The organism is Corallococcus macrosporus DSM 14697 (assembly GCF_002305895.1).
GTDB classification, from domain to species: Bacteria; Myxococcota; Myxococcia; order Myxococcales; family Myxococcaceae; genus Myxococcus; species Myxococcus macrosporus.
Genome location: NZ_CP022203.1, coordinates 7,683,864 through 7,704,217 on the forward strand (window position 1 = coordinate 7,683,864; position 20,354 = coordinate 7,704,217).

10 protein-coding genes and 2 pseudogenes are annotated in these 20,354 nt (G+C 70.8%); 4 read left to right on the plus strand and 8 right to left on the minus strand.

Annotated elements, in window-relative coordinates:
• Positions 1–43: 43 nt before the first annotated feature.
• Positions 44–3,189 (plus strand): annotated as a pseudogene (locus MYMAC_RS31065) (ABC transporter substrate-binding protein).
• 972 nt (positions 3,190–4,161) lie between these two features.
• Here MYMAC_RS31065 and MYMAC_RS38085 read toward each other — a convergent pair.
• From MYMAC_RS38085 to MYMAC_RS31105, 7 genes and pseudogenes are all read right to left on the minus strand, one after another.
• A pseudogene (locus MYMAC_RS38085) lies at positions 4,162–4,272 on the minus strand (hypothetical protein); the annotation flags it as partial.
• A 1,281-nt stretch (positions 4,273–5,553) separates the two neighbouring features.
• Positions 5,554–7,830 (minus strand): hypothetical protein, encoded by a 2,277-nt coding sequence (locus MYMAC_RS31080; RefSeq protein WP_095960693.1) that lies wholly within the window; start codon positions 7,828–7,830, stop codon positions 5,554–5,556.
• A gap of 68 nt (positions 7,831–7,898) precedes the next feature.
• Positions 7,899–8,519, minus strand: coding sequence for a DedA family protein (locus MYMAC_RS31085; protein WP_013937913.1), 621 nt, complete (start codon positions 8,517–8,519; stop codon positions 7,899–7,901).
• A gap of 135 nt (positions 8,520–8,654) precedes the next feature.
• Positions 8,655–9,731, minus strand: coding sequence for a radical SAM protein (locus MYMAC_RS31090; protein ID WP_095960694.1), 1,077 nt, complete (start codon positions 9,729–9,731; stop codon positions 8,655–8,657).
• Positions 9,728–10,036 (minus strand): anti-sigma factor family protein, encoded by a 309-nt coding sequence (locus tag MYMAC_RS31095; RefSeq protein ID WP_013937911.1) that lies wholly within the window; start codon positions 10,034–10,036, stop codon positions 9,728–9,730. Before MYMAC_RS31095 ends, MYMAC_RS31090 begins: the two co-directional genes overlap by 4 nt.
• Positions 10,033–10,647, minus strand: coding sequence for an RNA polymerase sigma factor (locus MYMAC_RS31100; RefSeq protein WP_013937910.1), 615 nt, complete (start codon positions 10,645–10,647; stop codon positions 10,033–10,035). Before MYMAC_RS31100 ends, MYMAC_RS31095 begins: the two co-directional genes overlap by 4 nt.
• Positions 10,648–10,682: 35 nt before the next feature.
• Positions 10,683–11,267 carry a DNA-3-methyladenine glycosylase gene (locus tag MYMAC_RS31105; RefSeq protein WP_095960695.1) on the minus strand — a complete coding sequence of 195 codons (585 nt, stop codon included), beginning with the start codon at positions 11,265–11,267 and terminating at the stop codon, positions 10,683–10,685.
• 107 nt (positions 11,268–11,374) lie between these two features.
• Here MYMAC_RS31105 and MYMAC_RS31110 point away from each other — a divergent pair, with 107 nt between their 5' ends.
• Positions 11,375–12,925, plus strand: a complete 1,551-nt coding sequence (locus tag MYMAC_RS31110; protein WP_095960696.1) for a 4-alpha-glucanotransferase — start codon at positions 11,375–11,377, stop codon at positions 12,923–12,925.
• A 50-nt stretch (positions 12,926–12,975) separates the two neighbouring features.
• Here the strand turns inward: MYMAC_RS31110 and MYMAC_RS31115 are convergent, their stop codons facing one another.
• Positions 12,976–13,284: a hypothetical protein gene (locus MYMAC_RS31115; protein ID WP_043710265.1), complete on the minus strand. Its 309-nt coding sequence runs from the start codon at positions 13,282–13,284 to the stop codon at positions 12,976–12,978.
• A gap of 156 nt (positions 13,285–13,440) precedes the next feature.
• Here MYMAC_RS31115 and MYMAC_RS31120 point away from each other — a divergent pair, with 156 nt between their 5' ends.
• Positions 13,441–15,582 (plus strand): BamA/OMP85 family outer membrane protein, encoded by a 2,142-nt coding sequence (locus tag MYMAC_RS31120; RefSeq protein WP_095960697.1) that lies wholly within the window; start codon positions 13,441–13,443, stop codon positions 15,580–15,582.
• Positions 15,579–20,315: a translocation/assembly module TamB gene (locus tag MYMAC_RS31125; protein ID WP_095960698.1), complete on the plus strand. Its 4,737-nt coding sequence runs from the start codon at positions 15,579–15,581 to the stop codon at positions 20,313–20,315. Before MYMAC_RS31120 ends, MYMAC_RS31125 begins: the two co-directional genes overlap by 4 nt.
• The last annotated feature ends 39 nt before the right edge of the window (positions 20,316–20,354 follow it).

Consider the following 20,354-nt stretch of genomic DNA (forward strand, 5'->3'; position numbering starts at 1 on the left):
TTGAGGACCCGCGCGAGAAGGCGGAGTAGCGTGCCAGTCCTTCATGGGCGCCAAACGGTACCTGTTCACGTTCGGCCTGGCGGCAGGGCTGGTCTCCGCGCTCCTCCTGGGGGGGCTGCTGCGGGCCGTGTCCGGGGGCCGCTGGCGAATGCCACCTGGGCGGTGGTGCTGCTCGCCACGCCCGCGCTCTACCTGGCAGGCGGCTACCTCGCGTGGTTCCGCTGGGCGGCGCTGCGGCGGAAGGTGCGCCGGCAGGTGATGGCACGGCTGGCGGAGGGTGACCTCACCACCACGGTGGGCCCGCGCTATGAAGGCCACGAGGACGTACGCCGGCTCATCCTGTCCCTGCGGCGCGCGCTGGCCCAGGTGCAACGGGTGACGGCCAACCTGCACCGCACCAGCACGGACGTGAGCGGCCAGGCCCGGATGCTGCTGGAGGCCGCCCGGCGGCAGGGCGGCGCGGTGGAGCGGACCCTGGAAGCCGTCAGCGGCATGGGCGGCAGCCTCCAGGTGGCCGGCAAGCGGGTGCACCAGTTGGAGGTCTTCGCCGTCGACACCACCGGCGCGCTGCTGGAGATGACGGAGCGGCTGGAGCAGGTGGTGGACTCGCTCGCGCAGGTCAACACCTTCGCGCACAACACCACGTCGCTGATGCAGGCCATGGCGGAGCGGATGGCCAACATCGCCGCGTCCGGCGACGAGCTCGGCCGCTTCGCCAGCGAGGCCGAGGACTTCGTCGCCGCGGTCGAGGGCGGAATCGACTCGGTGCGCCGCCGCGCCAACGAGACGAATCAGCTCGCCATCGCCGTCACGGCCACCGCTGAGCGTGGCGAAGTGCTGGTGGGTGACAGCGTCAAGGGCATGTACCGGGTGGAGGAGACAGTCCGGAAGGCCGCCGAGCTGATGGAGATGCTGGGCACGCGCTCGACGGAAATCGGGCGCATCGTCGACGTCATCCAGGAGATTGCGGACCAGACGAACCTGCTGGCCCTCAACGCCGCCATCATCGCCGCCCAGGCGGGCGTGCAGGGGCGCCCCTTCGGCGTGGTGGCCAACGAGATTCGCAACCTGGCTGAACGCACCACGCGCTCCACCCGCGAAATCGGCGCCATGGTGGCGGGCGTGCGTGACGCCGTGCAGACGGCGGTGGCGCTGGTGCAGGAAGGCCGCGAGCGAGCCACCGCCGGAGTGGCCCTGGGCGACCGCGCCGCGGAAGCCCTGGTGGAGATTCGCACCATCACCCAGCGCACCTTCACCGCCGTCGAGGCCACCGTGGCGGAGACGCAGCGGCTGGAGGCCCAGGGCGCCACAGTGGTGGAGGCCAGCCGACGCGTCGCCCTGCGGGTGGAGGACGTCACGCGCATGGCCATCGAGCAGTCCGGCCATGCGCGCGAGCTGCTGCGCCAGACGCAGGAGATGGCCCGCGTGGGACAGGGCGCCTCGCAGAAGGCGGAGGCCCAGGCGCGCACCGGGCGGGACCTCTCCGAATCGGTGGTGCGGCTGAGCGCCGCACTGGAGGAACTGCGCTCCGCCAACGTGGTGCTCACCAAGGCCGATGCGTCCATTCGCGAGGAAGTGGCGCAGGTGCGCGAGGACGCGCGCCGGGTCATCCGAATTGGAGACGACCTGACGCGCACGGTGGACCAGTTGGGCCACGAAGCCGAGGGCCTCGAAGCCGAGGTGTACCACTTCAAGCTCCCAACGCCCCACTCTGGAGGAACGCTGCGCGTAGGGATGCACCAGGCCGCGTCCCTGCGGCACCGGCAGGCGGTGGACCCGCTCTTCAGCGTGGAGAACCAGGTCTCCGAGCTCACCGCGTGCGTGTTCTCCACGCTGGTACGCAGGGAGGACGGTGGGCTGGAGCCCGACCTGGCCGAGCGCTGGGACGCCGACCCTTCCGCGCGCCGCTACCGCTTCTATCTGCGCCGCGGCGTCACCTTCCACGACGGCACGCTGCTCACGGCGGGTGACGTGAAGCGCCACCTGGAGCGCCTGCTGGACCCGGCGCTCCGGTCCCCCGACCGGAGCCTCCTGGAGGACGTGGAGGGCGCATCCGATTACGCCGCGGGCATGGCACGCGACGTCTCGGGCCTGGAGGTCCTGGACGACCACACGCTGGAGATCCGCCTGCGCGAGCCGAAGGCCTTCTTCCTCCAGTTGATGGCGCTCACCGCCACCGCGGTGGCCCGGACAGACGCCAACGGGCGGCTGGTGGGCACCGGGCCGTTCCGGCTCCTCTCCCTGGAACCCGAGCGCGTGGTGTTGGAGCGCAACCCCTCCTACTGGCGCTCCGGAGGGCCGCTGGTCGAGCGGCTGGAATTCCTGCTGACCGGCTCACGCAGGGAAGCGGTGACGCTGCTGAAGCAGGGGGCGGTGGACCTGGTGTCCTTCCTCGACACGGAGCACGTGGAAGTGCCCGGTCTGGAGGCCTTCCAGGTGGCCGCGAGCACCACGCCGTCCACCGCCTTCGTGGTGCTCAACCACCGGGAGCCCCCCTTCGATGACGGACGTGTGCGCCGAGCCCTCCGCGCGGGCATGGACGTCCAGGCGATGGTGGCCCAATTCCACCCGGGCGCGCGCGTGGCGCGCTCGCTGACGCCGCCCGAGCTGTTGGATGACGCGGACATGGGGCCCGCCCCCGTGCCCAACGTCGCCCTCGCCGAGCAACTGCTGCGCGAGGCCGGCCTGCGCCGGCTGCGGCTGACGCTGCACCGTCCCACCGGGCATGACCACTCCGCGGAGGATGCGGTGCTCTTCCGTCCACTGCTTCAGGCAGGGCTGCTGGAGTTGCGCTACGTGGAAATGTCGCGAGAGGAATACACGGCGCAGGTGACAGAGGGACGGCTCCCCGCCTTCCGCAACCGCTGGCTGGCCGACTACCCGGACCCAGACACCTTCCTGAACTTCCTCCTCAACTCCAGCGCCCAGACTGTTTTCCCCATGGGCTACCACAACCCGGAGCTGGACCGGCTCACGGCCGAAGCCCGTGTCTCCATCGACCCCGAGCTGCGGCGCCAGCTCTACCTGCGCGCGGAGAAGTTGTTCCAAGAGGACTGCCCGCTCATCCCGCTGTACCACGACCGCGCCCACGCAGCCGCAACACCCGCTGTGCAGAATTTGCGGCTGCACCAGACACCGCCCCAAGTGCGCTTCGAAGACCTGTGGGTGGACCCGAACGCAGCCACCTGACAAGCGGCGGCCAGGCGCCCCACCAGGGGCCGGGGCCGTCGGAGGTCCCGGCCCGACATGTCGCGCCCCTTGAGCCTCCGTGCCCCAAGGTGGCATCGCGATGCGCAGGCGACACGTCAGTCCGCCTGCGCATCGCCGCGCCTGAGGCATCTGCTCGAAGCGCCGCGCCCACCCATCCCGTCCCCCGATACCGTCCGCACCACAAGAGGAGCCAGGGCCTTCACCAGGAGTGGCACACGTGCACCGAGGCGACGGAGATGGCGTTGTGTTCTGGGGCAGGCATGGAAACCCAGCATCCCGCCGCCCCACACGCTCGCGCTGGCCCGAAGCCGGATGCGCCGCGGGCAAACACCCGGCAACAGCGCCACCGCCGTCGCGCGATTCAAACGAATCACCACACACCCCCACTGCAACAACGCTCACGCACGGACTTGGGAGAACTTCTCGCTGAGGCAGCCCTTCGTCAGGAGGGGGAATGCCGCCACCTCGTGGGTTGTCGGGCGCCTCCGGAGCGAGCGCCCGCCAGAGGGCCTCTCCGGTAATCTGGACGTCTTCTTCACGCATCCCCTCGCCCTGGCCCGCCCGGCGCACGAGCTCCGCGAGGACTCCCCACACCATGCACTCGTGAATCCACGTGCGCCCCTTTGGGAAGGCCCCCTCCCGCTCGCCATGTCCGAGCACCTCCAGCACCTGCGCGCGCGTCCGCCCGTCATGCTCCCCCGGCGTGTCCGCGTCTGGATGGGGGTGGAGGAAGGTGAAGCCCACGAGGTGGGGCTGCAGCAGCGCCCAGGTCGCCAGCTCGCGCCAGAAGGCGAGGAAGACGTCGCGAAACCCCTGCCTCAGCGGGTCGCCGTCCGCCATCTGGTAGGCGACGAAACAGGCATAGGACAGGTCGCGCTCGGTGAGGGCCCGTATCGCCCTCGCGATGCCCTGCTTGCTGCCGTAGTAGCGGTACAGCGAGCCCACCGAGAGCCGCGTGGCACGGGCCAGCTCCGCGGCCCGCACGTTGTCCAGACCCCGCTGGGCCAGCAACTCCGCCGCGTCACACAACCTGGATTCGCGCAACTGCGCCAACGTGTACATCCGCCCTCCCCCGTCCACCCCTGCGCCACGACGCCTTCAGTGACGTTCGTGCGACGATGACCTATCTACAAGGTGGGTCTGACATGGCCGAACGCGCGGAGTGCATCGAGTCCTGATGCCTGAGTCGTCCCCCTTGGCAGCGCTCTCGCACTGGAATGAACGTTCCTTCCAAGACGACAGGCTCCGGCAGCGAGAGCGGGAGCGGCCGGGACTCCAGGCCCGAACGCCCCAGACTCCGGTAGCAAATTCGCTGCGATTGAGACCGCGCCGCGACCGGAACGCGCGACCCCTCCCCCGACGGAGGGCAGGGCAAGGCGCGAGAGGGACTCACTCGACGCGCGATCGTCGTCCGGCTCCGGGGTTGAGTGCGTGCCCCCCTATAGATTCACGACGAGTGCGCCCGTTCTTCCGTGGCGACAGGCGCAATGGGGGCCTCAGTGAGCTGACGCGTAGACGAGCTCAAGGACAGGAACGCGGCCGACGGAGGCTCGAAGCACCAGCATCTGCGAATGAAGATGGCAGCCCACGTCTGCGCCTCCCAACCACGAGTCGGACCTGACTCGCTGTATGGGAAGCCTGGACCCTGCGGACTGGCGGAGCTCCGCTTCGACGACCTGGTCCCGCTCGAGGATGCCCCACTCCCGCCTGGAAGGGCTGCCCTTTGGAAGCTGTTCTCGCGGAATGAACATTCCTTCCACGGCCGTCCTTGAATGAAGGGGAGCGGTCGGTCCGGCGTGAGGCCCCACTCCCACGCTATAGGAATGGCCGCCGAAAGCTGTTTTCGTGAGACGAACGTTCCTTCCACGGCCGTACTTTGATGAAGGGGGAAGTCCATCCAGCGCGTGTCCTCGTCTCACTCCAGGACGAAAGGAACCGCCCTCCCGACGCTGTCCTCATGGAATGAGCGTTCCTTCCACCGCTTCGCGCCAATCGACCGGTGAATGGCTGACGGAGATTCCTTTCGTTGACGTGACGACAGGGCTGGCGGACTGAGACGCGCTCGGAATGAGCGTTCCTTCCACGACCGCACGCCCGAGGCCGGCACGAGCGAGGCATGGCGCCTTGCTGGGGGCGGCTCTTCCAACGGTTGCGGAATATCAAAGGCACGCCACTCACAAACGATGGGACGTGCTTCAGGCTGGGTGAGGACCCGGCCGTGGCCTTACTGGCGACCTTCATGGGCGTCCGCATTCGTGCCCGGATTGGATTTTCGCTGGTGGCTCCGGGTTGGCGGAGAGAGCCCGGGTACTTGACGCGAAAGCTGTCCGTTGGGCGCGGGCCTTACGGCGGCTCGCTGCGGGTGCGTGCCGAGCTGCCATGACGCTGAGGCCAACCACGGTCTTCCACCTTGAAGTCCTTGCCCAAACGGTACACTTCCAAGCGCCACACGCCGTTCCGACTCAAGACGACATACAGGTGCTGCTCCTGGAAGGCGGCACCTGCCACGTATGGACGTTCAGGGAGCGGGCAACTGCCTACGCGTGCGCCTCGCGCAAAGAATTGAATCCAGGTCTGGCGGCCTTCTGGCAGCGCAGCGTCGGCAAGTACCCCCACCGCGTCCCCTTGGAGCAAAGCGGCCTCGTACACCGCCCCCGGGGCCGTGTCGTTCGGAAGCGCATCCACCTCCCACACCACGTGCCCGGACTCCGGATTCATGGCACGGAGCACCACGCGCTCTTCCTGCATCGAGCAGGGGATACCGTCTGTCCGCGCGCACGCACGAGCGAAGAGATGCCCAGGCAGTCCCGCCGGAGGCAGCAACGCGGGCTCCGCGATGGGAATTCGTGCCGCGGCTCCGTCGTCCCCATCCACGACCAGGACTGGCGCACCGCCATCCAAGGGCACCAGGGCGCGGGCCCCCACCAACAGCCGCCCCCCTGCGATTGCCAGGGAGGCGCCCCCATCCGGGATGCCACCGTCCACCATCGCGCTCAACATCAACTCCGTGCCCCCATCCGCAGCAGATGCCGCGTGGAGCCCCTTCGAGCGAGTACCCGCCTTCGCGTCAGGGATGGCAGGGACGTCGTTCGGCTTCGGGTTGCCGCTGCGCGCTCCGGTGAATGCACGGCGTGCGTCTCGTACGGCGTCGCCACCGGCGGCCTCGTCCACTCGTGCCAATCGCCCATCGGCCGTGTAGAGGTAGGCCACGCCCTCGGCGTCCAGTCCCAACCGGGCCTCGCCTCGCCAGGCCTCCACCGGCGATACACCCAACCGCGTGCCCGCATCCGCGCCTCCCGCCAGCCATACCAGCCTCGCCGAATCGGGTGCGGAGCCTCCGTCTTCCACGCTTCCCGCATCCGGCATGCCCCGCCACGCGACATACGCGAGGACGTCCTCCTCGCGTGTGAGCGCGACGTGGCTTGCGACCGATGCGCCCTCGCCCGCTCCCAGCGAGTTCCAGGAGGCATGCCAGAGGCGAGCCCCCGTTCCGCGCGGCGCGTAGGCCTCCATGCCATCTGGTGCATGCACCACCACCCCGGCATCCGATACGGCCAGCAGCGTCCTCGCTCCGCCATCCGGATATGGCGCCGCGTAACGCAGCAGGCCCGAGCGCGTGTACGCGACCAACTGGCAGCCCGCGTCCCCACCACAGACGGAGGTGAAGATGGCGTCTTCCGACACGAGCAACACGGCCCCGCGCCCGTCCTCCACCGGCGCTCCCTCCAGGTCCAGGCTGAGCTCCGGCTCAAGCTCCACAGGGGCCGGACGCTGGCAAACGCCTCCCTGGCAGGTGCCTTCGCCCTGGCACGCCGTGGCGGGAGCACAGACGAAGCCCTCAGGCGGAGTCACCGCCCGGCATGTCCCACTGAAGCAGAGGCGCGCCGTCTGGCAATCCACCGGGCCGCAAGGACTGAAATCGTCAGCATCCACCGCCGTGCAGCCCTCGTCCCGGTCGCACACGCCCACCTTGCAGGGGCTCTCCGGTGCGGGACACGCCGCCTGCGTCGTCACACACCCCTGCGTTGGCGAACACGCATCCACCGTGCACGGATTGTCGTCATCACACGTCCTGGGGCTGCCCACACAGGCTCCCGCCTGACAGCGTCCGTCCACGAGGCAGCGGCTGTCCGGCGTGCACGCGGCACCTTCCTCCAGCGGCGTCTCCACGCACATCCCCGACGCCACGTCGAAGCGGGACTCATGGCAGGGCCGCTCCGGGCACGGCGCGGGCCGGATGCCCATGCCGATGAGGCGGACGGACGCCGTCAGTCCCGCGCCCGACAACACCAGCGTCCCCTCCGAAGGCCCATGGCCCGCGGTGAACACGACCTCCACTTCCGTGGCGCCACCGCCGGGCACAACCGCTTCAGACGTCGCCAGGGCGAAGGGGCCTTGCACGGACGCCGCCACCGTCAGGCTCGTCCGGCCGGTGGCCAGCACCGTCACCGCGCGGCGAGCCTGAGCCCCCTCCAGCACCCGGCCAAAGTCCAGCACGGTGTCCCTGGGGCGGAAGCCCAGGCGCGAGCCTCCCGTTCCCGAATCTCCCGGCTGGCACCCGCCCATGCCGAGCGCGAGCGCCAGCAGCAGGGGACCCCAGGAACGCGTACGCGGATGCATGGCCGCGACTCAAGCGCGCGACCGCGAGCCCCTGCAATGCAACGGCGAGGCGCCGTCCTGGGACGAACTCAGGGCCCCGGCGCGGGGGCACGGCGCCGAGCCAACATCCGGATGCCCACGCCGATGGCCCCGATGACGACCAACCCCACCACCGCGTACTGGTACCGCGCGACGAGCGCCGTCAGCCGCTCCAGGTTGCCGCCCACCGCCGCGCCCAACCCCAACACCAGCCCGGTGTGTGCCATGGCGGACACCGCGCCCAGCGCCAGCGCGTTGAACCGGGGCATGCGCGAGGCCCCCGCGGCGACGAAGATGAGCCCCCGGATGCCCGGCAGGAAACGGTTCACCAGCAGCAGCCATGGCCCATTCACACGCATGCGCGCTTGAACCTGCTCCAGCCGCGCATGGGTGATGCCGAAGAAGCTGCGCTCGGGGTGGGCATCAAAGCGCTTCGCCAACCAGTGGCCCACCGCGTAGTTGATGGCCGCTCCCGCCACGCTGCCCACCGTCACCACCAGGAAGACGAGCATCCACGGCTGCGAACCACGAACCGCGTACACGCCCCCCAGGAGGGTGATGGTGTCCCCGGGAAAGGGCGGCACGACGTACTCCAGCATCGCCGCCACGCCCAGGACCAGCAGGCCCAGGGGCCCCAGGGCCGAGATGAGCTGGTCGATGTATTCCACCATCCGGGCGTGCGACCTCCAGCGAGCCGTGCTCCGTCGGATTTAGGTCGGACGCCGCCAGGACGAAAGGTGCATCCGCACCAGCCCCGCTGACGGTGAACATCCCTCAGGGGACGCGAGTTGCCGGCCAGCGCCGCTTTACGTCGTCGCCGGTGGAGGGGGCTCGGGAGGCCGCGGCATCACCGTGCCCCCGTACTGCGTGGCCGCCAGCGTGCCACACGCCGCCCCGATGTCCTTGCCCCCCGAGTACCGCCGCGCCACCGGCGACTTGAGGATTTGAAGGTGGTCCCTGAACGCGCTCAGCTCCTCGGCCGTGGGCGGCAGGTACTTCCCGGTGGGGTCCGTCACGTCGATGAGGTCCACCTTGATGCGGATGCCCTCGAAGGCGGCCTTCAGCGCCTCGGCGTCCTCACGGCCCATGTTGAAGCCGCTGATGGCCACGTAGGCGATCATCGCCCGCTCGCGCCGCACCTCGCTGTACTCGCGGATGGCGGCGATGAGCTCCGGCAGCGGGTGCGTCTTCTCAATCGGGAGCACCTGGGCGCGCTTCTCCGCGATGGCGCTCGTCACGGAGAAGGCCAGCCGGTAGGGGTGCCCTTCACGAACGTAGCGGCGGATGGCCGGCACATGGCCCGCCGTGGAGAAGGTAATCGCCTCGCCCGCGATGGAGAACCCGGCCGGGTGGCGCAGGATGTCCGCCGCCCGCAGCGTCTCCTTGTAGTTGAGGAGCGGCTCCCCCATCCCCATGAAGACGACCCCGCGCACCGGCCGGTCCGCCTCCGCCCGCACCTGGAGCACCTGGTCCAGAATCTCCCAGGTCTGGAGATTCCTTTTGAAGCCCAACTTCCCCGTCATGCAGAAGTCGCACGCCAGCGCACAGCCCACCTGGCTGGAGACGCAGATGACGTACTTCTCGTCGAAGATGGGGATGCGGACCGCCTCGATGCGCCCGCCCAGCGGCGAGTCGAAGAGGTACTTCACGAAGCCGTCGTCCGCCCGACGGCGCTCGACGATTTCCAGCTTCGGCATCTGCGCGTGGGCCCGCAGGTGGTCACCCACGCGGCGAGGCACCTGCCGGGCCGAGGCGACGTCCTCGACGCCCTGAGCGCCATGGGCGAAGACGGCCGCGAACACCTTGCGGACGGCGGCGGGGGACGGGGAGAGCGGCGCGAGCGCGGCCTCCAGCTCCGGCAACGACAGTGACTTCAGGTTCACGAGGCGGACTTGATTTTGGAGCGAAGGAACTCGGTGAGCTTCTCGGAGACTTCCTTCGGCATCTTCGCCGCCAGCGCCTTCTTGCACAGCCCGGGCGTGGCCCGGTAGGTGCGCAGGAAATCCACACAGGGACTGCACCCTCGCAGGTGCTCACGCAGGTGCTGTGCGTCCTCGGGAGACATCTCTCCATCGAGGAATTCCAGCAGGAGGTTGATGGAGTCTTTGCAGTTGTACATCCGAACCTCGGCTGGCTGCGGCGCGCCCTCGTTCCTCTCGATGATGCCGAGCGCTTCGTCGCGTTTCACAACTCGCGGCTGTCCCGGTTGTAGAAAGCGTCGATGGCTTCACGGAGCGCGAGCCGTGCCCGGTGCAACCGGCTCTTGATGGCGGGGATGGAGTCCCCGGTCGCTTCTGCAATCTGTTCGTAACTGAGGCCCTCCACGTCTTTCAAGAGGAAGACCTCCCGGTACCCCTCGGGCAGGCGGTCCGAGGCCTGCTGGATGGCGGTCCCCAGCTCGGCGTCCAGGGCCTTCTCCTCGGCGTCCCGGCTCCAGTCCGTCTGGGGGTAGTCCGCCAGGGAGCCCCGCTCGGTGAACTCCGGGCCCTGGAGCTCCTGCTCGGCTGCCTGGGCCACGCGCCGGTGGCGCAGGCGCATGAGCGCATGGTTGGCGGCGATGCGGTGCACCCAGGAGCCGAAGGCCGCGTCCCCCCGGAAGTCCTTCAGGTGTTGATAGGCGGACAGGAAGGTGTCCTGGGTGATTTCGGCCGCGTCGGCCTCCGAACGGGTCATCCGGAGCGCCAGGCCATACACCTTGTCCCGGTGGGCATCCACCAGGGCCTCGAAGGCGGAAACGTCCCCATCCTGTGCACGGGAAAGGAGCTCACGGTCCTCTTCCCTGACGGCCTCGTCGGACATGGCGGAGCGCACCCAACCAGCCAGGAAGCCCGCCGTCAAGCGGGCTTGCGGCGCCCCGGCGAAGGCCCCTTGCTGACGCGTTGACTGTCCCGGACCCACCAACGGAAGGGTTCGGCGGCCCACGGCCCGGCGTAGTCCACGCCGATGCGCGGCCCCCGGGACACGCCTGACTCGGGAACAGGCGTCCCGGCGCTCAGGTGCAGCGCCGGCGTGCACAGCCCCCGCCGGTTGTGCGCCCGGGTGAGGCCCAGCGCCTTGCACAGACGCCCCGGCCCGTCCGTGCGCGTCCCCGGGGGCAGCCCCTCCACCGGCTCCACCGCCCGCACCAGCACCGCCGCGCCCACGCCCGGTGCATCCGTCACCACGTTGAAACAGTGGTGCATGCCATAAATCAGATAGACGTACGCCACGGCGGCCGGGCCGAACATGACCTCCGTGCGAGGGGTGAGCCCCTTGGAGGCATGGCACGCCAGGTCATGCGCCCCGATATAGGCCTCCGTCTCCACGATGCGGCCCACCCGGCGCTGCCCGGCCTCCTCCACCACCAGCAGGGTGCCGAGCAGCTCCCGGGCGACCACCAGCGCGGGACGGGCGTAGAAGGACTCCGGCAACCAGTTCACGCGTGGATGTTAACGGCCCTTCCGTTCGGAAAGCGAAGAACCCGGGTGCATCCGGAGAGCGTCAGCAGTTCCCACCGGCGCGGGGCTGGGGCAGATTGCATCGCACCATGTCCACACCCGGCCGGCTCTCCGGTCTTCTGCTCCCGCTCTTCTCCCTCCGCGCCCAGACTGACTTCGGCATTGGCGACTTCGGTGCCCTGGAGGGCCTGTTCACCTGGATGAAGGCCGCTCGCCAGCGGATGCTGATGGTGCTGCCGCTGCTCCCCACCGCGCCTGGCGACCCGAGCCCGTACGCGACGCGCTCGGCCTTCGGCCTCAATCCCCTCTTCATCGACCTGCAGCGGCTGCCGGAGTTCACCGCGGCCGGCGGCGAGGCGGCCCTGTCCGACGCGCAGCGCGCCCAACTGGCCGAGGCCCGGTCGGCGCCGCGCGTGCGCTACGACCTGGTCTTCCCGCTCAAGGACGCCGCCTTCGCGCGCGCCTTCGACGTCTTCGAGCAGCAGCACTGGGCGCCGCGGTCCGAGCGGGCGAAGGCCTTCCGCCAGTGGCGCGACGCCCAGGGCGAGTGGCTGGAGAGCTACGCGCTCTTCACCGCCATCAGCGAGCAGGAGGACCGCCGCCCGTGGTGGGAGTGGCCCGAGCCGCTGCGCACCCGTCAGCCCGAGGCCCTGGCCCAGAAGTCCCGGGAGCTGGAGCGCCGCGTGCGCTACCACGCCTGGCTCCAGTGGGTGGCCGAGCAGCAATGGAACGAGGTGCGGACGCAGGCCCGCGCCAAGGACGTCCTCCTGTGCGGCGACGAGCCGTTCATCATTGGCCAGGACAGCGCGGACGTGTGGGCGCACCCGGACATCCTGCGGCGTGACGCCCGCCTGGGCGTGCCCCCGGATGACTTCTCCTCCACGGGCCAGGATTGGGGCCTGCCCTACTTCGACCTGGCGGCCATGGAGAAGGACGACTTCGCCTGGCTGAAGATGCGCGCGAAGAAGGCGGCCAGCTACTATGACTTGCGCCGGGTGGACCACGCGGTGGGGTACTTCCGCCAGTGGATTCGCGACGCGCAGACGCCCACCGGGCGCTTCATCCCCCCGGATGAGGAGAGCCACCGCCGCTTGGGGGAGAAGACCTTCCGCCTGCTCTCCGAGGGCGCCGGCATCGTCGCCGAGGACCTGGGCGTGATTCCGCCCTTCGTGCGCCACATCCTCGCGGAGCTCGAGCTGCCCGGCTACCGGGTGATGCGCTGGGAGCGCGACGACAACCACTACCGCGACCCGCGCCAGTTCCCCGCGGTGTCCCTCGTGACGACCGGCACCCATGACACCGACACCGTGGCCGAGTGGTGGGAGGGCGCGGGCGACCACGAGCGCCACGCGGCGGCGCGCTCCTGGCCGGAGCTCAACGGCGTGGCCATCACCCGCGAGTTCACCCCGGACGTCCACCGGGCCATGCTGGCCTCGGCGCTCAACGCCAACAGCGACTTGTGCGTGTTGCCCTGGCAGGACGTGCTCGGCACGCGGGACCGCATCAACCTGCCCGGCTCCATGAGCGACTCGAACTGGGCGTACCGCATTGAACAGAACGTGAGCGACCTGCTCACGGATTCGCGCACGCGCGAGGCCGCCGAGCGGCTGGCCTGGCTCACCGCGTCCGCGCGGCGCTGAAGACGCCGTCCGCCCGAGGGCTCACAAGCCCCCGGGCGTCCACCGCGCCCCTAATCGATGCACTTCACCTGGGCCGGGAAGCCGTCGAACAGGGCGCAGGTGCGGTTGGAGTTGACGCACTCCAGCCGCTCGCAGACGTCGTCGAAGACGCAGATGGGCGGCGAGCGGCCGAACTCCAGGAAGACCTCGGCGCAGTACTGATACGGGTTCACGCAGCCGAACGAGCCGCAGTAGGGCGCGTCCGAGAAGCCCTCACCTTCCCTGGGGCGCACCGCCTCGTCCTCGGACACACCACACGAGGACGCGCAGACCGCGAGCACGGAGAACACCAGGCTTCTCATTCGCCGGGACAGAGCCATGGAGCCCTATCTTGGGCCAGCCGGGCGCGGCTTGCACGTCCTCGCGCGGGGGCAGTCCGGAACAGCGGACACTGGGAGCCGGCCCGACGTGCCGGTATGCGACAAACGCCTGCCATCCCGGACGGAAGAAGTGTTGGGGCCGCGAGCCTTCCGGCTATGAAACCTCCCGTGGCCGCCGCCCTGCTCAGACACCTCCGCCTCGCCACTCCGCTCGCGCTGCTGCTCACCGCGGCCTGCGCCACCACCGGTACGCCGCCCTCCGGCCCCAAGGTCACCGACCTGGAAATCCAGGGAACGGACCAGGTGAGCGAGGGTGCCATCAAGGACCGCATCCTCACCACGGCGACGCCCTTCTGGGGCTTCTGGCCCTTTGGCGGCCCCAGCTACTTCGACGCCAACGCGTGGCAGGCGGACCTGCGCCGCATCGAGCGGTACTACCAGGCCCAGGGCTATTACCAGGCCCAGGTCGTCAACGCCGACGTGAAGCCGGACGGCGAAGGCGAGGTGGCCATCGACGTCACGGTGCAGGAGGGCGAGCCCACCCGCATCAGCGAAATCCAGGTGACGGGCCTGGACACGCTGCCGGAGGAGGTCCGCGAGGAGCACCGGGAGTACGTGCTGGACGACCTGCCCCTGCGCGAGGGCGACGTCTTCAAGGAAGAGGCCTGGGAGGAGACCAAGGTCCGCGTCCAGGAGCGGCTGCGCGAGCTGGCCTACGCGGAGGCCGAGGTCGACGGCGAGGTCCGGGTGGACGTGGACACCCGCCAGGCGGTGGTGGAGCTGCGCACCCGGCCCGGCATCCGCTACCGCTTCGGCAACACCTTCGTCGCCACGGACGCCAATCCCCAGGTGCCTCCGCGCCGCATCATCGAGCAGGTGACGGGCGCGCTGAAGAAGGGGGACTGGTACAGCGAGACGGCGCTGGCCAACGCGCAGGCGCGCGTCTTCCGCATGGGCGTGTTCGGCGCGGTGAAGGTGAACCGCGGCGCCCCGGACCGCGAGTCCGGCACGGTGCCGGTGGTGGTGGACGTGCGCGAGGCGCCCTTCCGCTCGGTGCGCCTGGGCGGCGGCGTGGGCGTGGACGCGGCCCGGCAGGAGGTCCGCGCGGTGGGCGAGTGGACGCACCGCAACTTCGGCGGCGGGCTGCGCCGCTTCACCGTCCGCGGCCGGCTGGGCTACGCCTTCATCCCCAACGTGCTCGACTTCAACAAGAACGGCCCCGTCTTCGACGTCACCGCCGAGTACGAGCAGCCCCGCTTCCTGTTCCGGGACTTGCGGGCGCAGAACTCGCTCAGCGTGGAGAAGGGCCTGGAGCAGGCCTATGACTTCTGGGGCGGCAGGCTCCAGACGGGCGTCATCTGGCAGCCGCACCCGGACTTCTCCATCTTCCCCTCGTACAACCTCCAGGTGTACCGGCTCAGCGGCCGCGTCAGCGCCGACTCCCGCGTGCCGCCCATCGTGCTGGGCTGCAGCGGGGACCAGGACCAGTGCAACACGGCGCTCAGCTTCCTGGAGCTGGCCTTCACCTGGGACCGGCGCGACGACGTCATCGAGCCGCGAGACGGCTACTACCTCTCCCTCTCCCTCCAGAAGGGCGGCGGCCCGCTCTTCGGCGACTTCAACTACGTCCGCCTGCTGCCCGACCTGCGCTTCTACCGTTCGTTCGGCGAGGACAAGCGGCTCATCCTGGCGGCGAAGGTGCGCGCGGGCACGCTGAACCCCGCGGGCGGCGGCCAGAGCTCCATCGTCACCCGCTTCTTCTCCGGCGGCGGCACCTTCATGCGCGGCTTCAACGGCCAGCGCCTGTCCCCCCTGGCCGCCCTGCAGCGCACGGCGGACGTGGACGGCGACGGCGTCCCCGAAGTCGTCCAGACAGAGGAGTGGGACACCGTGCCCGTGGGTGGCAACAGCCTCTTCGAGACGTCCGTGGAGATGCGCTACCAGTTCACGGAGAGCCTGATGGTGGCGGCCTTCTATGACACGGGCCTGGTGGGCATCGAGGACTTCGCCCATTCGAATCGGCCCAAGCTCTTCGGCCCCCAGCACTACCACGCGGTGGGCATGGGCCTGCGGTATCTGACCGTCGTCGGGCCCATCCGCCTGGACATCGCCCGGCGGCTGAACATCGGCAGGGGATTGCCCGTCTCCACCCCGGGATACATCTATCCCGAGTCCGGAGGCTGCTTCGGCATCGGGAGCCGGTGGAGGCCCACCGGGCCGACGACGCCCAGCGGCGCGTTCGCGGGCGCTCCGGACGGGCAGTGCGCGCTGCACCTGTCGATTGGAGAGGCGTTTTGACGGAACCCACCCCGAGCGCCGCGCCTCCCCCACCCCGCCGGCCAGCGCGCTGGGGCCGCCGTGTCCTGTGGGGGCTGCTGGGCCTGCTGGGCCTCGTCGTGCTGCTCGTGGCGGGCGCGCTCGTGTTCGCCACCACGTCGCGCGGAGAGGCGTGGCTCGTCCAGAAGGCGCTCCCCCTGGCCAACGAGCAGCTCTCCGGCCGGCTGGCGCTGGGGCGCCTGGACCTGTCCCTGGGCGGCGTCATCCTCGAGGACGTGAAGCTGTATGACCCCGAGGGCGAGCTGGTGGCGGAGATTGCCCGGGTGGACGTGCGCGCGCGGCTGGCGGGGCTGGTGCGCCAGCACGTGGACCTCCCGTCCGCGCGCATCGAGCAGCCGCGCCTGTACCTGGCCCAGGACGAGCGCGGGCTGAACCTGCTGCGCGCGCTGGAGCCCCGCACGCCCAGCCCCGAGGAGCCCTCCACGGGCCGTGGCTCGCTGAAGCTGGACTTGCATCAGCTCGTGCTCGAGGACGGCTACGTCGACTTCCGCCAGGCGCTGCCCGAGGGCGGCGATCGGCGGGTGCGGTTGGAGGACCTGGATGCGCGGGGCTCGGCCCGCTACGCCGCCGCGACGCAGGGCGTGGGGGCGAGCCTGGAGGCCACCGCGAGCCTCGCCCGGCCCGTGCCAGGGCCCGTGCGGCTGGCGCTGAAGGCCAGCGGCGAGGAAGGCGCCTTCGAGGGCGACGTGGACCTGGAGGCCGCGGGGCTGGTGCTGGACGCCAGCGGCCGCGCGCAGCTCCCGCCCCAGACGCCGCCGGGCATGCCAGAGGGCCAGCTCCAGGCGGGGTTGACGCTGCGGCGCCTGTCCGCGCCGCCCGAGCTGCTGCGGGCCTTCGTGCCCACCTGGCCCCTGTTGGTACCGGTGTCCGCGGAGGGCACGGCCGGGCTGGACGGCGACGCGGCGCGGGTGGACGTCACCGCGAGGGCCGCCAGCGCCTCGCTCGCGGTCAAGGGCGGCCTGGACCTGGAGCGGCTGCGCACGGACGGCCTGTCCGTGAAGGCGCGCGACGTGGACCTGTCGGAGCTGATGGCGCAGGGCCCCAGGACGCGCATCGCCGCGGACCTGGACGCGAAGGGCGGCGGCACGAGCCTGGAGACGCTGGAGGGCGAGGTGAAGCTCACCGTCTCCCCGTCCGAGTACCTGGGCCAGCCGCTGGGCCCGGTGGAGCTGGAGGCCAGCGCGAAGGAGGGGCGGTACTCGCTGATGCGGCTGCGGATGCTCGCGCCGGGCGTGGCCCTGCAGGCCCGGGGCGACGGCACGGCCGAGTCGGTGAGCCTGGAGGGCGGCCTCACCGCCGGCAACCTCGCGCTGCTGTCGCAGATGCTCTCCAAGCTGATGCCGGGCGTGGTGGCGCCCATGGCGGGCAACGGCACGCTGGACTTCTCCGTGAAGGGCCCGCTGCGCACGCCCGCGGTGAAGGTGGACGGCGGCTTCGCGGCGCTGCGGTACGGCGACGTGGCGGCGCAGGACGTGTCCCTGAAGCTGGAGATGCCGGACGTCAGCCGGCCCCTCACGTCGAACGCCACGCTGGTGGTGTCCCGGCTGAGGGCGGCCGAGCGGAACCTGCGCGACGTCGCCGTCACGCTGGCCACGCGGGAGCGGGCGCTGGACGCCAGCGTGCGCGTCGCCGGAGACGTGGAGCTGGGGCTCACGCTCAACGGCCTGGTGGACGCGGACAACCAGGGCCTGGCCATCCAACAGATGGCGCTGTTCTGGCCGGAGGCCACCTGGACGCTCCAGGCGCCCACGCACCTGGGCTTCGGCGGAGGCACCGTCGAGGTGGCGCCCCCGCTGCGGCTCGCGTCGGAGGGGCAGACGCTGTCCCTCCAGGGCGCGATGCGCGGCCAGCGCGTCACCGCGCGCGTGGAGCTGGGCGCGTTCGACCTGTCGCGGCTGCCCAGGTCCTTCGTCCCGGAGTCCCTGGGCCTGGGCGGCCGGTTGACGGGCCACGCCGCCGTCAGCGGGAGGATGGCGCGGCCCGACGCGGAGGCCGACCTCCGGCTGGCGGACGGTCAGGCGCGCGGCTACGAGGGGCTCCAGGCGGAGCTGAAGGCGCGCTACGTGAAGGACCGCGCCACCGGGACGCTGGCGGCCCGCCTGCCCGTGGCGCGGCTCGCCGCCGAGTTCGACGTCCCGGTGCAGGGCGTGCTCAAGCGCCGGCGCGACGCGATGTCCGTGCACGTGAAGCTGGAGGACCTGGACGTCGCCGGCGCCATGAAGCTCGCGGGCCAGCCGGAGAGCGCCAGCGGCCGGCTGTCCGGAACCCTGAAGGTGGAGGGCCCCGCGCGAGAGCCCCTGCTGGACTTCACCCTGCGCGGGCAGGACGTGCGCTACCAGACGCCGCCGCCGGGCTTCTCCCTGCCCCGGCCGCTGGCCTTCCAGCTCCGCGCCGCCTCGGACCGCGAGGACCGGACGCTGGACGCGCGCCTGGACGTGGAGGGCCTGGGCCCCGAGACGTACGTGGCCGTGCGGACCCCCTTCACGGTGGGCGGGCTGATGGCGAAGCCGCCCACGCCCGACGCGCTCTTCGCCGCGACGCTGGGCGTGGAGGCCCGCGTGACGCGGCTCCCCCTGGATTTGCTGAAGGGCCTGAGCGGCGTGCAGCAGCCGGAGGGCACGGTGACGGCGCAGCTCGACTTCGAGGGCTCGGTGCTGGTGCCGCGGGCGACGCTGCGCGTGCAGGCCAACGCGGCGACGCTGAACGGGCTGCCGCCCATGAACGGACAGCTCGACGTCGTGGGCGGCGACCAGGACGTGAAGCTGACGCTGAACGCGCAGCGCCAGTCCGGCCCGTTGGCGCAGCTCGCCCTCAGGCTGGCCGCGCCGCTGGGCGCGCTCCAGGACCGCGAGGTGTACGGCCACATCCCCTTCGACCTCACCGGCCGCGTGGGCCCGGTGCCGCTGCAGGAGCTGCCCGGCCTGGCCCCCGCGGCGTCGCCGGTGGCGCAGGGCGCGCCGCCGCCGCAGGGCGGCCGGCCCACGGGCATCCAGGGCGTGCTGGCGATGGAGCTGGGCGCCCGGGGCACGCTGGACACGCCGCAACTGGAGCTCACCGCGGGCGTGCAGGACCTGGGCGTGGGCAACACGGGCCTGGGCCAGGTGCGGCTGAACTACACGTACAAGGACACCCGCTCCCGGTTCGACCTGCTGCTCACCGAGCCGGGGGGCGGCACCATGCTGGTGGACGGAGGCCTGGGCCTGGACGTGTCGCTGCCCGCCATCAACCAGGGCCTCAAGACGGACAACGCGCCGGTGGAGGTCGCCCTCAAGGCGCGCAACTTCAACCCGTCCTTCCTGTCGGGCACCGTGGAGATGCTGCGCAGCATCGGCGGCGTGCTCCAGGCGGACGCGAGCGTCACCGGCACCCTGGGCGCGCCTGGCTTCAACGGCAGCCTGGAGTGGAAGGACGGCAAGCTGGGGCTGATGGGCCTGGGCGAGTACCGCGACATCCAGCTCGCCCTGAAGGCCAGCCGGGAGTCCGTCGCCATCACCACGCTGGCGGCCAAGGCGGGCAATGGCTCGATGAACCTCAACTCGCCGCTGACGGCGGTGCGCAACGCCCGGGGCGAGTACGAGCTGTCCAGCCCGGGGACGTCCGACCCGCCGCTGGTGATGCGCGACTTCCCCATCATCGTCGACGACCAGCTCATGGCGCTGGTGAGCCTGCGCGCGAAGGTGGAGGGCACGCTGTCCCAGCGCCTGGTCAACCTGCGCAACGTGGCCATCCCCGAGGCCACCATCGAGCTGCCGGAGGCCAAGCGCAAGGACCTCCAGGCGCTGGAGCGCCCCGGCGACGTGGTGCTGGTGCGCGACGGCGAGCCGCTGGACCCGAAGAAGCGCAAGGAGGAAGCCCAGGCGCGGGCCGCGGAGACTCCCGGCGGGGCCCCCGCGGAGGGCGCGTCCCCAGCGGAGGACGCGGGGAGGGTGGGCGAGGACGAAGCGGCCTCGCCCCCCATGGTGTTCTGGGTGAACGTCAACGCGCCCCGCAACCTCTGGGTGAAGGGCTCCGACATCAACGCGGAGCTGGGGCTGTCGGAGGACTTCCGCGTCGAGTACACGGACGTGGCGCGCCTGTTCGGCGAGGTGCGCGTGCTGCGCGGACGCGTGGACGTGCTGGGCCGCCGCTTCGACATCCAGCGCGACAGCCAGGTGCGCTTCACCGGCCCGGCCGTGACGCCGTACATCAACGTCACCGCCGAGCACCGCAACGAGAGCGCCAAAGTCACCGTGTTCGTCACCATCCGGGGCCAGGGGCGCGAAATCACGCTCAAGCCCACCAGCGACCCGCCGCTGCCGGAGTCTGAAATCTACACGCTGCTGGCCACGGGCCGGCGCACGCTGGAGCGCAGCTCGGGGGCGTCCATGAACGCCAGCGCGCAGGCCGCGTCCGTGGTGGGCTCGCTGGTGGCCAACGAGGCGCGCAAGGCGCTGGCGGCGAAGCTGCCCCTGGACGTGGTGTCCATCGAGGCCGGCGACTCCGGCATCGCGGGCACCAAGCTGGAGGTCGGCACCTACGTGACGGACAAAATCTACGTCGGCTACACCGGCCGGGTGGGCGCCAACCTCCAGCAGGGAGAGAACGCCAACGCGGTGCGCTTCGAGTACCAGTTGGGCACGCGCTGGAGCCTGGAGGGCCAGTACGGCGACGCGCGCTCGGGCGGCCTGGACCTCATCTGGACCAACCAGTACTGAGGCACGGCGGGCTCCCGTCCTTCCGGGCGGGAGCCGCCG